The sequence below is a fragment of the Bacillus sp. 1A genome, from assembly GCF_052682215.1.
The window spans coordinates 1,414,227-1,427,192 of sequence record NZ_JBQYLZ010000001.1 but is presented as its reverse complement, the minus strand read 5'-3'; the positions used below and the strand labels follow the sequence as shown (position 1 = coordinate 1,427,192).

17 protein-coding genes are annotated in these 12,966 nt (G+C 37.6%); 4 read left to right on the top strand and 13 right to left on the bottom strand.

The genetic code is table 11. The features are described 5' to 3' along the window. Positions 1–60: 60 nt before the first annotated feature. The 6 genes from ACUN0F_RS07110 to ACUN0F_RS07085 form a co-directional block, all read right to left on the bottom strand. On the bottom strand, positions 61–288 hold the full coding sequence (locus tag ACUN0F_RS07110; RefSeq protein WP_000524145.1) for a hypothetical protein: 228 nt from the start codon (positions 286–288) through the stop codon (positions 61–63). Positions 289–304: 16 nt separating this feature from the next. After that, a complete protein-coding gene (locus ACUN0F_RS07105) occupies positions 305–697 on the bottom strand; it encodes an ATPase (protein WP_264461693.1) in 393 nt (130 codons plus the stop codon). Then, entirely contained in the window at positions 694–915 is a 222-nt protein-coding gene (locus ACUN0F_RS07100) for a hypothetical protein (protein WP_264461694.1), read from the bottom strand. The genes ACUN0F_RS07105 and ACUN0F_RS07100 overlap by 4 nt, the downstream gene beginning before the upstream one ends. A gap of 18 nt (positions 916–933) precedes the next feature. Beyond that, the gene (locus ACUN0F_RS07095) at positions 934–1,323 is read right to left on the bottom strand and encodes a hypothetical protein (RefSeq protein WP_264461695.1); all 390 of its coding nucleotides are present in this window, start codon (positions 1,321–1,323) and stop codon (positions 934–936) included. Positions 1,324–1,334: 11 nt separating this feature from the next. Further along, positions 1,335–1,532, bottom strand: coding sequence for a helix-turn-helix transcriptional regulator (locus tag ACUN0F_RS07090; protein ID WP_000538359.1), 198 nt, complete (start codon positions 1,530–1,532; stop codon positions 1,335–1,337). 234 nt (positions 1,533–1,766) lie between these two features. Then, positions 1,767–2,789 carry a YeiH family protein gene (locus ACUN0F_RS07085; protein WP_000438417.1) on the bottom strand — a complete coding sequence of 341 codons (1,023 nt, stop codon included), beginning with the start codon at positions 2,787–2,789 and terminating at the stop codon, positions 1,767–1,769. A gap of 151 nt (positions 2,790–2,940) precedes the next feature. Between ACUN0F_RS07085 and ACUN0F_RS07080 the strand changes: the two genes are divergently transcribed. The 4 genes from ACUN0F_RS07080 to ACUN0F_RS07065 are packed head-to-tail and all read left to right on the top strand — an operon-like array spanning position 2,941 to position 5,166. After that, positions 2,941–3,834 carry a LysR family transcriptional regulator gene (locus ACUN0F_RS07080; RefSeq protein ID WP_046955577.1) on the top strand — a complete coding sequence of 298 codons (894 nt, stop codon included), beginning with the start codon at positions 2,941–2,943 and terminating at the stop codon, positions 3,832–3,834. A gap of 51 nt (positions 3,835–3,885) precedes the next feature. After that, positions 3,886–4,254, top strand: a complete 369-nt coding sequence (locus ACUN0F_RS07075) for a MerR family transcriptional regulator (protein WP_264461696.1) — start codon at positions 3,886–3,888, stop codon at positions 4,252–4,254. A 4-nt stretch (positions 4,255–4,258) separates the two neighbouring features. Further along, on the top strand, positions 4,259–4,798 hold the full coding sequence (locus ACUN0F_RS07070; protein ID WP_445539303.1) for a flavodoxin family protein: 540 nt from the start codon (positions 4,259–4,261) through the stop codon (positions 4,796–4,798). A gap of 8 nt (positions 4,799–4,806) precedes the next feature. Beyond that, positions 4,807–5,166, top strand: coding sequence for a macrolide transporter (locus ACUN0F_RS07065; protein ID WP_264461698.1), 360 nt, complete (start codon positions 4,807–4,809; stop codon positions 5,164–5,166). Between the two features lie 115 nt (positions 5,167–5,281). Here ACUN0F_RS07065 and ACUN0F_RS07060 read toward each other — a convergent pair whose 3' ends face one another. From ACUN0F_RS07060 to cccB, 7 genes are all read right to left on the bottom strand, one after another. Continuing rightward, a complete protein-coding gene (locus ACUN0F_RS07060; protein ID WP_000637523.1) occupies positions 5,282–5,593 on the bottom strand; it encodes a heavy metal-binding domain-containing protein in 312 nt (103 codons plus the stop codon). Positions 5,594–5,658: 65 nt separating this feature from the next. Next, positions 5,659–7,374: an ABC transporter ATP-binding protein gene (locus ACUN0F_RS07055; RefSeq protein ID WP_264461699.1), complete on the bottom strand. Its 1,716-nt coding sequence runs from the start codon at positions 7,372–7,374 to the stop codon at positions 5,659–5,661. Positions 7,375–7,603: 229 nt separating this feature from the next. Beyond that, on the bottom strand, positions 7,604–8,806 hold the full coding sequence (locus ACUN0F_RS07050; RefSeq protein WP_264461700.1) for a PDZ domain-containing protein: 1,203 nt from the start codon (positions 8,804–8,806) through the stop codon (positions 7,604–7,606). 140 nt (positions 8,807–8,946) lie between these two features. Continuing rightward, positions 8,947–10,383, bottom strand: coding sequence for a S41 family peptidase (locus tag ACUN0F_RS07045; RefSeq protein WP_080345118.1), 1,437 nt, complete (start codon positions 10,381–10,383; stop codon positions 8,947–8,949). 118 nt (positions 10,384–10,501) lie between these two features. Next, entirely contained in the window at positions 10,502–11,395 is an 894-nt protein-coding gene (gene ftsX, locus ACUN0F_RS07040; protein WP_000645020.1) for a permease-like cell division protein FtsX, read from the bottom strand. After that, positions 11,385–12,071 (bottom strand): cell division ATP-binding protein FtsE, encoded by a 687-nt coding sequence (gene ftsE, locus ACUN0F_RS07035; protein WP_000594325.1) that lies wholly within the window; start codon positions 12,069–12,071, stop codon positions 11,385–11,387. The genes ftsX and ftsE overlap by 11 nt, the downstream gene beginning before the upstream one ends. Positions 12,072–12,393: 322 nt before the next feature. Continuing rightward, positions 12,394–12,717 (bottom strand): cytochrome c551, encoded by a 324-nt coding sequence (gene cccB, locus ACUN0F_RS07030; RefSeq protein ID WP_000727965.1) that lies wholly within the window; start codon positions 12,715–12,717, stop codon positions 12,394–12,396. Between the last annotated feature and the right edge of the window lie 249 nt (positions 12,718–12,966).

Below are 12,966 nucleotides of genomic sequence, written 5' to 3'. Positions count from 1 at the left end.
CTTTCAAGCCTTTTGTAAAAAAATACAAAAAGCTGTTTATACTCTTTGTATAAACAGCTTTTACGGAAATAACCCTTTTTGTACAGCACGCCCACAAAATAAAATAAGTGCTCCAACGACAACACTCGTTGCTGTTTTATGATAATGAGCTAATAGTAATAAATAATACGATAAACCTACAGTACCAATCATAATACAAATGCTTGGCACTGGATTACGAGAAAAATTTTGCATTCCCCAAAGAAGCGCAAATATGACTGTAGCGACACATAATACCGGTAATCCCATCCCAGTTCCCCTTTTTCTATCTATTCCTTGTTGCTAAAGTACTCGTCAATGCCATACTTATTAATAAGCCAAAAATAGCAATATATAATAGCTCATTTACATGTACTACTTGCCTATCTAAATACTTATTTACACCAAGATACATAATGAACAAAAAAACCAAGCTCGTAATACAAATCGTAAAATACGACTTCATCTTGTTCACAACTCTCTCATCAATCGACGGTACTCCCTCTTCTTTTAAACGCTTCTGTTCTCTATATTCCGAAATTCCATACAAAACGACTAGTGCTATATTCGATATAAAAGTAGTTCCCCACGAAATACTTAACATTATTAAACTCGCATTCAAAATAAGCCCCACTAAGAACAAACTTCCTATAAACCGTATAACATCTTGCTTACTCATACATGATCGACCTCTTTTTGATTTCTATATTTCCACTTCGGCCAATAGTTCACAAAAAAATACACCCACTGCCCTATTACAAATAAAACAAACGGCATACCAGCATTTCCATCAACAATTAAATTATATAAACTCCATATCGCTAAACTAATCGTAAAAAATACTCCTACATATTTAAACGCTTTATCCGACTGAAATCTCTCAAACTCATCTTGCATTTTTCATTCCTCCTATCTCTATGCCCGTTTTCCTATCATGACTCCTATGATGAGACTACCCGCAAATAAGGAGCTACATATCATAAATATTTCTTGCACTGGTATAACAGCTCTGCCTATCGCTTTACTCACAACAATATAAACAATAAGCAATAGAAACGCGAATACAAATGAGACATTTACATACTTTTTTATGTTTTCATTTACTCGCTCATCTATATCTGGAAGTTCTTCTTTTTTGTACTTACGCTTTTTGTAATACGAATACACTATCAAAAATACAATTGCTAAAACGTTACTCACTACGAGCGGTAAAATTGGTATAGCCGGATTCATACTATGAACTACAATGTCTCCCAAAAACAATCCAAAAGTCGCACCGATAAATAACTTTTTAGTATCTTCCATTTTTTCTCCCCTTACTCTAGCGTAAATATTTCCTCCACCTTCACCCCAAAATATTTGGCGATTTTTAGGGATAACTCTAGACTCGGGTTATAATGATGGTTTTCAATCGCCACAATCGTCTGCCGCGTCACCTGCATCGCCTTTGCCATTTCAACTTGCGTTATATGATGTTGCTTTCTTAACTCTTTTATTTTATTTTTCACACCCATAGGCTCCACCTTCGAAAGTAAAGATATCTTTACTTTAATTATAAATATTTTCCATTTATAAGTAAAGATATCTTTACAAATTTTAGAAAAACGTTTCACTGATCACCTTCTCTAACAAAGTACAAGCGTAATTCAATTTATATCAGCTATTTTTTTAATATATCGACACCCGTAGCACTATAAACATAAAAAAAGCTGTCCCAAAATATCTTTTGGAACAGCTTCTTCGTCCTACTACATAAATCCTAATACATATACAAGAACGTATCCAAGAATAGAAAGGAAAACCGAGCCGATCAGCCCCGCCACGAATGCCTTACTTCCTAACTTACGGAACGTTTTAAACTCTACATTTAAACCAAGACCCGCCATCGCCATTGCAATAAGCATGTAAGCAATGACAACAATGTATCCGGCAACAACTTCTGGTATAACCCCGAGCGAATGCACTGCACTCATCGCTAAAAATCCGAAGATGAACCACGGAATTGGAAGGTCACGCCACGATTTTTTTTCCTCGCTGCCTTCACTCTTACCAAACCATAATCCAATTAAAATCGCTACTGGCACAAGCATTGCAACGCGCGTTAATTTCACGATAACTGCGATGTCTACAGCCGTACTTCCTCCTGGCGCCGCAGCTGCGATGACATGAGCGATTTCGTGCAGCGTCGCACCTGAGAATACACCGTAACCGTACGGTGAGAAGCCAAGCACTGGGTATAATAGCGTATAAATAAGTGTAAATATTGTACCTAAAATTGCAATAATTGCTGCCCCAACTGCCGTTTCTTCATCCTTCGCTTTCACTTGCGGTGCAATTGCCACGACCGCAGCCGCGCCGCAAATTGCTGTTCCGCACGCTGTTAAAATTCCGAGTTTCTTTTCTACCTTAAATACTTTCGTTAGCCCATATACAACGAAAATCGTAAATGTAATAACAACGGCAGCGATGACCAATACTTTCGGCCCTGCCTTCGCAATATCAACAAGATTTAACCGCATTCCAAGTAAGATAATCCCAAAGCGCAGCAACTTCTTACTCGCAAAGTTCGTTCCGGCAATCGCATCATGAGGAACTCCAATTGCCGCACGCCAAACCATCCCAATTAGAATAGCAATCACTAATTGTCCCATAATATTTAAAAATGGAAGCTCTGCTAAATATTTCGCAGCAATTGCGATTAATAATGTAATCCCAATTCCTTGTGAAAATCCAAAGCCCTTCTTCTTTTGTATAACAAGTGTTTGTTCCACTTTGTACCACTCCAATAATCGTATTGGAACATGCATGTTCTTTCTACTTACATTATAAGAGAGTTTCTATAATAAGTTTAATATCAATATTGAATCTCTATCATCAGAAATACTTATGATAAAATGATAGAAAAAGAAAGGAGCCCATTACATGAACGTAGACATTTTAAAAATATTTGTTACTGTCGTTGAACAGAAGCATTTCTCCCGTGCAGCAGAATTATTAAACCTTTCACAGCCTGGCGTAAGTATGCATATACGCAACTTAGAAAACGAATTTGGCACTACTCTTATTCAGCGCTCCCCAAAGCACGTCCAAGTGACGGAGGCTGGAAACATATTATATATACATGCAAAACAAATGCTCTCTCTTTATGAAGATGCTAAGCAAGAAATTAACGAGCTACATAACGTTGTAACAGGAACTCTTCGCATCGGTGCTAGTTTTACAATTGGCGAATACTTACTTCCAAAAATACTGGCTAACTATGCGAATGAAAATCCACACGTCGAAGTTCATACCTTTATCTCAAATACAGAAGACGTTTTGCAAAGCCTTCGCTCTAATCAAATCGATATCGGCTTAGTGGAAGGGCAAGTCGTATACGCCGACGTTGACGTTGAAACGTTTATGCAAGATGAAATGAAGCTCGTCGTCCCGCCAAATCATCCACTGCTCCGCACAAATGAAATAAATGAAAGCACACTCCAAGATCAAGTATGGGTATTAAGAGAAAGTGGTTCTGGAACACGTGCTTATAGTGACCGCTTTATTCATCAACACCATTTAAAATTGAAGCGCTTCTTTACATTCAGTAGTATCCAAAGCGTGAAAGAAGCAGTTAGTGCCGGGCTTGGCATCGCTATACTTTCTGATTGGACTGTACGGAAAGAGTTACTGGCAAAAGAGCTATTCCACGTCGAAGTTCCAAATGAACAACTCATCCGTCCATTCTCCATCGTGCGCGGCAAATACTTCATCCCGTCTAAAGCTATTCAAGTGTTTTTAAATCATGTAGACTCTTTTGCGAAAAAACAGCATTGACCTTCACATTAGTGTGAAGGTTTACAATACATGTAAAAGGAGTGAAACACATTGCGAATTGGAGAGTTATCAAAAGAAACCGAGGTTAGCGAAAGATCACTAAGACATTATGAAGAAAAGGGATTACTCCCTTCTAAGCGCCTCGCAAATGGCTACCGTGACTTTGATGAAAGTGCCATCGAAAAAGTGGAGCTTATTCAAATGTACTTACAAATTGGCTTAAATTTAGAAGAGACGGCAAGGATGCTGCGCTGCCTCGAAATAGAGCCGCACCTGTACGAAAATCCTTGCAGCAGTATCCTTACGCTTTATGAAGATAAACTTAATGAAGTAACGAAGCAAATCTCATTACTTTCTAGCATTCAAACGAATTTGCAAAAACACGTTTCACTCCTAAAGCAAACAAAAGAAAAGGGATGATTACATGTTTGTTATACATGGCAGTTCAAGACAAAACGGAAATACAGAAGCTTTAACACATATGGTGATTGATGGAATTGAAACAGAACAAATTTACTTGCGTGATCATATCGTCCACCCAATCATAGATCAGCGCCATGATGCAGAAGGATTCCAACCTGTAAATGATGACTACGAGCAGTTAATTGAGCGTATGTTAGAACACGACACAATTATCTTTGCTACACCGCTATACTGGTATGGAATGAGCGGTCATATGAAAAACTTCGTCGATCGCTGGTCACAAAGCTTGCGTGATACATCTCTTCATTTCAAAGAAAAAATGAAAGGTAAAAAAATGTACGTTATCATCGTTGGCGGAGACAATCCAAAGCTGAAAGCATTACCGCTTATCTCCCAGTTTCAATATATCTTTGATTTTGTTGGTTCATCATTTGAAGGGTATGTTATTGGGGATGCGAATGGACTAGATGAAATCAAAGACGATGCAGAAGCGCTAGCAAAGGCACAATTGTATAATAATGAATTCACAAATAGCAAATAGAAATAAGTTTGACAAACTATTTAGACTTAGCAACGCAAGAAGAACTAGAAATCATGTTACAAGAATATCCTGGCACAATACTTTTCATTAGCCATGACCTTGCCTTCATTCGTTCTGTTGCAGACCATATTCTACAAGTAGATGAGAGTGAACCAAGAATATTCCACGGTAATTACGAGCAATACACAAAAAGAACCACCGGGGATTCTGTAAACGTAACTGAACAAGAATTATTACGATTACAAACAAAATTAACAGAAATTATCGGCCGAATTTCCATGCCAAATCATCACGATGATATCCCATCTCTCGAACAAGAATACGAAACATTATTAGTTCAAATCCAGAAATGTAAAGAAGCGCTCTAATGTCTTCCCTATATATCGACAGGGCCTTCCGCATTTCCCAAGAAATATTGGAACTTCGACATAGAATAGCATTAATAAAAGTGAAAAAGCCGTGCATCAGCGCGGCTTTTTCACTTTAAATACGGACAGCAGTTCCGCTCACTGCAACCATTAGCATTCCTTCGCGAACTACTTCGTAATCCACGTCGATACCAACAATTGCATTCGCATTTTTTTGTCTTGCGAAAGTTTTCATCTCTTCCATTGCAATGTCGCGCGCTTCTTTTAATTTACTTTCATAAGCGCCCGCACGACCGCCGACAACGTCACGGACAGAGGCGAAAAGGTCACGAACGATATTCGCGCCCATAATCGCTTCTCCATTGACGATATCGATATACTCAATAATTTCTTTTCCTTGAATTGTAGACGTTGTTGTTACAATCATGCTTCATAGCCTCCCATATAAGATTTTCACTTACTTATGGTGCACTAATTCAGCAGAAATTATATTTACGAACTGAACTGTGCTTCGTATAACCTGCTGTATCCTCCGCCTTGTTCAATTAATTCATCATGTGAACCTTGTTCTGCAATACCATCTTTATTTACAACGACGATACGATCTGCATTTTTAATCGTTGCAAGTCTGTGAGCAATAACTAATGTTGTACGGCCCACAGATAGTTCAGCAAGTGATTTTTGAATCGCCAGTTCCGTCTCTGTATCTAATGCGGAAGTCGCTTCATCTAATATTAAAATTGGCGGGTTTTTCAAGAACATACGAGCAATCGCTAGACGCTGCTTCTGTCCACCAGAAAGTTTCACCCCACGCTCACCGATAACGGTATCTAAACCGTCTGGTTGTGAGTAAATTAAGTCTTCTAACTGCGCACGTTTTACTGCCTGCCAAATTTCAGCTTCTGACGCCTTTAAGTTTCCGTAAGCGATATTTTCACGAATTGTTCCTGAGAATAAGAACACATCTTGCTGCACAATTCCAATTTGCTTACGAAGTGAAGATAACGTCATATCTTTCGTATCAATACCATCAATTTGAATCGATCCAGACGATTGTTCATAAAAACGTGGTAATAGACTACATAACGTCGTTTTTCCAGCTCCTGATGGTCCTACGAAAGCAACTGTTTCACCTGCATGTATTTTCAAACTAATATCATTTAAAATCGGTTCTTTATTTTCATATCCGAATGTAACGTTGCTATATTGAATATCACCATGTACATGTTTAACTTCCATCGCGTCTTTAAAGTCTACAATATCTGGCTCTGTTTCAAGAAGCTCTACATACCTCTTAAAACCAGCGATCCCTTTCGGATAACTTTCAATAACCGCATTAATTTTTTCAATTGGGCGGAAGAAAATATTCGTTAATAGAACGAATCCGATAAATCCACCGTACGTTAATTCTCCTTGCAGAACAAACCATGTACCGCATATTAAGACGAAGAGCGTTACGAGACGCATGAGCATATAACTAATTGACGAATTTAACGCCATAATTTTATACGCCATTAATTTCGTTGTACGGAAACGAGCGTTGTTCACAGCAAATTGCTCTTTCTCAAACTTTTCATTTCCGAATGCTTGTACAACACGGATACCGCCAACGTTGTTCTCAATACATGCATTGAAATCAGCAACGTCTGAGAATAAACGTCTAAACGTACCTGTCATTTTTTTATTGAAGTAAAGTGCCAACCATAATAAGAATGGAATAACGAAGAACGTTAATAGCGCTAACTTCCAGTTGATCATCATCATAAATGAAAATGCCCCAACTAAAGTCATAACAGCGATAAATAAATCTTCTGGTCCGTGGTGAGCAATTTCCCCAATTTCCATTAAATCGTTCGTAAGACGTGATATTAAATGACCTGTTTTATTATTGTCAAAAAATCTGAATGATAGCTTTTGAATGTGATCAAATAATTTCTGCCTCATATCTGTTTCAATGTTAACACCAAGCATATGCCCCCAATATGTAACGACATATTGCAAACCTGCATTTAATATATACACTGCAAGTAAACCGAAACAAGCCCATAAAATAAGCGTCCAGTTTTGCCCTGGCAATAACTTATCAATAAATTGATTTACGATAAGCGGGAAGCCAAGTTCTAGTAACCCTGCGACAACTGCGCAAGAAAAGTCGAGTATAAATAAACCTTTATACGGTTTATAGTAAGAAAAAAATTTACGTAGCATATCTTACCTCCATTTTCCAAAATTAAAAAGACTCCCTAAATGATAACCATTATCAAATAATTATTCAAGTTATCCGTCTATGAAACTTCAAAATAAGGTTTGCGATAGTTATCGTTTTTTCCAGAAAGTCGATATATTTGAATAATCACCGATGTAAATTTCATTTACTACTAATCCCGCCCCCCACAACCAAAAAGGGTATCACCACAAGGTGATACCCTTTCTTCTATTACATCGCTTCCGAATCCCACTCATGCTCCTGCTGAACAAACACAATTCCTAATTCGTGATGTCCTCCGGCGTATAATGCCGTTTGAGCAAGGCGAAGCTCTCCATTTGTATCTAATACTTCTAATTTACAAAATGCTCCTGTCGTCTTCGTTTGAAGCGCATCATAAAATTCCTCAGCGCTTCCTGGAATGACTCCATTTACTTTCGTAATTACTTCTCCAGGCAGTAAATTCAGCTCTGCCCCAATTGTATTCGGGATTGTATCTAATACAACAAGCCCATCATTACGTGCAGCGAAGTACGCCGGTCTTGTCTCATCAGCAATTTTTTCTTGCATGGAAATTGTGAAACGCCCAAGCATTGCGACTCCCATTGCGATAATGGCAAGTACGTGCCACCAATAACTTGCGATTCCTAAAACAAGTACAATTCCTGCTAATCCGTAGACACGTCTTCCTGTAAATAATAAAGCTTCCGTTGGCTCATAACTTCTAATCTTTCTCATAAATCCAATTAAAAATGGAACGAGGAATAGAGAATAGGTATGTGAACCGATTGAAACGACAGGCCACCATGAAATAAACTGCGTTACTGCATCACCTGGTACAAGAATAAAAATAGGCACAATCCATAAACGCTTTGATTCGTGTAAACCAATCTTTAGCCCACGCTTACCCTTCCTAATCTTCGGCGTAGAATATCCTACTGCATTTTTAGAAATCAACAAGCCCTCTACAACAAGCATGACGCCTAGTAAAATAGCAAGAGATACAATCGTACTCTCTTCACCCTCTCCAAGCTGTAAGAAGGAAACTGGTAGCTTAGAAGATAATAGAACGCATACAATTGCGATACTAAATGTATAAGCTGCTGATAAATATCGATACATAGCAGTTAATCCAAATAATAACGTCCAAAGTAAGATGACCCATAAGCTCGCTTTGGAAACAACAAGGCCAAGTCCAATTGTAAGAATAGATACGATTAATCCGTATCCAACTCCCGCAAATAGAGATGTTCGCAGTTCAAACCAAATATCATAAACTTTAAAGGAAAAATCCTTTCGTTCTCGTAACATACGTAAGTATCCAACGAAGATACTACTTATTAAAAATACATAGACAGCAGGGTGTAAGAAAAAACGTCCAACTGCCCGCATTATTTCAAAAATCCATGCCTCCACGAACCCATTCACCACCATTTATATCATTCTTTCTTTTTATATTATCATAACTGGACAAACGTTTGTTTAACACAAAAAAATACAGGCAGCAAACTACCTGTATTTCTTTTTATCCCGCTTTAATGGGCAGTAAGACCCCCACTGATTAAAGTTTCACTTTATTTCGCTATTAATTTTAATGCGGACTGTAATTGTAGATCATTTTCTCCAGAACGGATTTTTTCAATAATTTTAGTTTGAATCGCCTCAGCTGTCTTTTTATCCAGCTGTCCCGTCGCTTCCATCTCATTCGCATTTTGGAATGCTTTCAGCGCTGATTCAGTCTCTTTACTAAAGTATCCATCTTCACGCCCCGGTACATACCCTAAACTCTTAAGCATTTCTTGCGCGTGTTTTACTTGCACATCATTTGAATTGTATGAAAGTGTCTTTTCAATTTGAATTGGTGTCGCATGATAATAATCTGGTTGCTTCACTTCTACTGTTGGCGCGATTCCTTTTTTATGAATCCAGTTTCCATCTGGTGTTAACCATTTAAACATCGTTAATTTAATGTTGCTGCCATCTTTAAATGGAACGGCTTGCTGAACAGTACCTTTACCAAACGTTTTTTCACCAATTAAATCGTATCCTTCTCCCTCTTTTAGCGCACCCGCTAAAATCTCTGAAGCAGAAGCACTTCCATTATCAATTAATACTGAAATTGGATATGGCTTTTTCTCTTTCAGTTCCGTAGAGAATTTCTTTTTCTCACCATTTCGTTGCTCTACTTGTAGCATCGGCTTTTTATCCGTCATAATTTCCCCTAGTATCTCTTCTACACTATTTAAGTAGCCACCAGGATTACCACGCACGTCAATAACTAAGCCTTTTATGTTTTTCTTCTCTAACTCTTTTAACTGATCCTTAAATTCTTTCGCCGTATTTTCAGCAAAAGAAGTGATTTGCATATAACCGATATCTTTTCCGCTCTCTTGTTTCACAGAACTAAACACCGTGAAGATTGGAATTTTTTCACGCTTAATTTTAAATACAATCGGATCAGCTACTCCTGCACGCTTAATTTCAATCGCGACAGTCGTTCCTTTTTTACCACGAATCTTTAATACTGCTTCTTCACGTGATAAATCTTTCACACTATTTCCATCTACAGATAAAATTTGGTCATTCGGTTTAATTCCAATCTTTTCTGCCGGTGAGCCTTTAATTGGAGATACGATAATAAGCTTACCGTCCGTTTTGTTCACCTCAGCCCCGATCCCCTCTAGCTCAGGATCAAGTGATTCACTAAACTGTTTAGCCGTTTCTTTATCCATATACGTGGAATAAGGGTCCTTCAGCGTAGACAACATGCCTTGTATTGCACCTTCGACTAACTTGTCATCCTTCACGTCTTCCACATAACGTGAATCAATTAGTGCATACGCCTCATTAATTTTTGCCAAATTCCCTTGTGAGGTGCTAGCGTTTCCACTCGAAATTGTTTGCGTTACTTCTGCTGGGTTAACCCCAAATAAAGACATACCTGCAAACATTCCGCCAGCACCAATTAAAAATGCAACAACCATTCCAATAATTGCAACTCTACGTTTCAATGCGGAATTCCCCTTTCCAAAACACACAGGTGGTGTAGCAAAAGGCATCACACAGTGTGTGATGCCTTTACCTATTTCTACTATATGATAAGCTTGTACGAATTATGTTTGCAACTTTTTATACTTTTAAGAAGCGACGAATTGACATTACACTTCCCCACATACCGATTAAAGCCCCGATTAACACTAGTAAACCAGCTAATTGGAATACGAAAGGACTGTATGGTAGAAGTTCGAAAATTGTTCCGCCAAGTTTTTCGTTAAACACACTTTGTAGTGAATTATACGTAACTAGAATTAAGCCAATTGGAATAATTGATCCTAATACTCCTAGGAATAATCCCTCTAATAAGAACGGCCAACGAATAAACCAGTTTGTTGCACCTACCAGTTTCATAATTTCAATCTCAGTACTACGAGCATAAATTGTAATTTTAATTGTATTAGAGATTAAGAACATTGCTGTGAATAAAAGGCCTGCAATTAACGCAATCCCGATATTACGTCCTGTTTTTACAGTATCAAATAATTTTTCAACTTGGCCTTTACCATATTGAACATTACTTACAAACTGCATTTTCTCAATCTTTTTCGCGATTGTCGCTGTATCTGTTGGTTCTTTTGCTTTTACAATAAATACGTTTTTAAGTGGGTTATCTTGTTCAAATAACTCAAACGTTTTTCCGCTATCACCTAAGCTTTTAATTAAGCGTTTTAGCTCTTCTTCTTTAGAAGAATATTTAATAGATTCTACTTTCGCAATCTTACTCATATCATCTTCTAATTTCTTTTGATCAGCTTCTTTTGCTGCTGGATCAATGTGTACACGAATTTCTACATCTTGCTCTACTTTCGTCGCAAAATGGTTCATATTCATAATCGCTGTTAAAAAGACACCTACAAGTAATAATGTAACTGTTACTGCACTAACAGAAGCAAATGTCATCCATCCGTTACGTGATAGATTCTTTACACCTTCTCGCAAATGTCGACTAAGGGTCTTAGCCTTCATATCCGTATCCTCCCTCAATCTCATCTCGAACAATTTTTCCGCCTTCAATCGCGATTACACGATGACGAATTGTATTTACGATATCTGAGTTATGTGTCGCCATAACAATCGTTGTACCACGCTCGTTAATACGCGTAAAAATCTTCATAATATCAAGAGCTGTTTCAATATCTAAGTTACCTGTTGGCTCATCGGCAATTACAACCTTTGGTCTATTAACAATTGCTCTCGCAATCGCAACACGTTGCTGCTCTCCGCCCGAAAGTTCACTTGGTAGTGCGTCTGCACGATCCTCAAGACCTACAAGACCTAAAACTTCTGTTACACGCTCACGAATGGCTTCTTTTTCTTCTTCAATTACTTCTAAAGCAAACGCAACATTCTCATATACCGTTAACTTAGGTAGTAATTTAAAATCTTGGAAAATTACGCCTAATTGACGACGGAAATATGGAACATCTCTTTCTGCTAATGTTTCAATAACAAGTCCATTTACATTAATTGATCCTGTAGATGGCTTCTCTTCACGATACATCATTTTAATAAATGTAGATTTCCCGGCTCCACTCGGTCCAACTACGTATACAAACTCACCTTGTTTAATGTTAACTGTGAGACCAGCAATGGCTTTCATACCATTCGGGTACTCCTTATAAACATTCGTCATTTTTATCATTATTTATCACCCAATACTTAATGATTTTTTTCGAAATACTTTTCTGTACATCTGAAAATAAAAGATAACCTTTTATTCTCGCTTAACCACTCTTGTTGAAGGTAGCTTCCATTCATGCTTTTTATTAGCAGCGCTACTCTATGTAATATATTTCAGCAAAATTCTACAAACCTCATTGTAACATCAAACGGTTTCCAGTTCGGATACATTTTTGTTACAGTTATGTTACACAAAAAAAAAAAAAGGAAACGAGTCGTCATAGTTCTTACCCAAAATCATTTTGGGATAAGATTATATAACCAACCCGTCCAGTTCACCCTTTTTATTTATGTTCAGCTAACCACTCAGCTACTTTTTTCGCATCCTCACCTTGAATAATTCCTGGTGACATGGAACCGCGACCTTTTTCAATAATCTTTTCAATCTCTGCTGCATCATATTTCTGTCCCACTTTTCGTAAATCCGGTCCAGTTGCTCCCGATAAATCTTTCGCGTGACAGCCTATACAACTTTTTTGGTAAATTTGCTCTGCGCTATCTGTGCTTGCAGATTGTTTCGAAGGCTTACTCTCTTCTTTATTTCCACATGCTCCTAAAGCAAAAACGACTGATGTTCCTAACGCAATAGCCAACAATTTCTTTTTCACTTCTATCGCTCCCCATTGTTGATATTCTTTTCATTCCTAACACACTCATTTTCATTATAAGCATTATCTTTATATAGAAAAACTAAGGTATATTTCATATTTTTCAAAAATACAGTAAGAACCCTGATAATATAAAGCTTTCATAAGTTGTTTCAATTCTGTGAACAACATAAAAATTTCTATAAAGAATTCTTGTTGAACAGAAAATCAGAAAAGTTCTGTTCAAGTCTTACTCTATTGCCGCTCTGT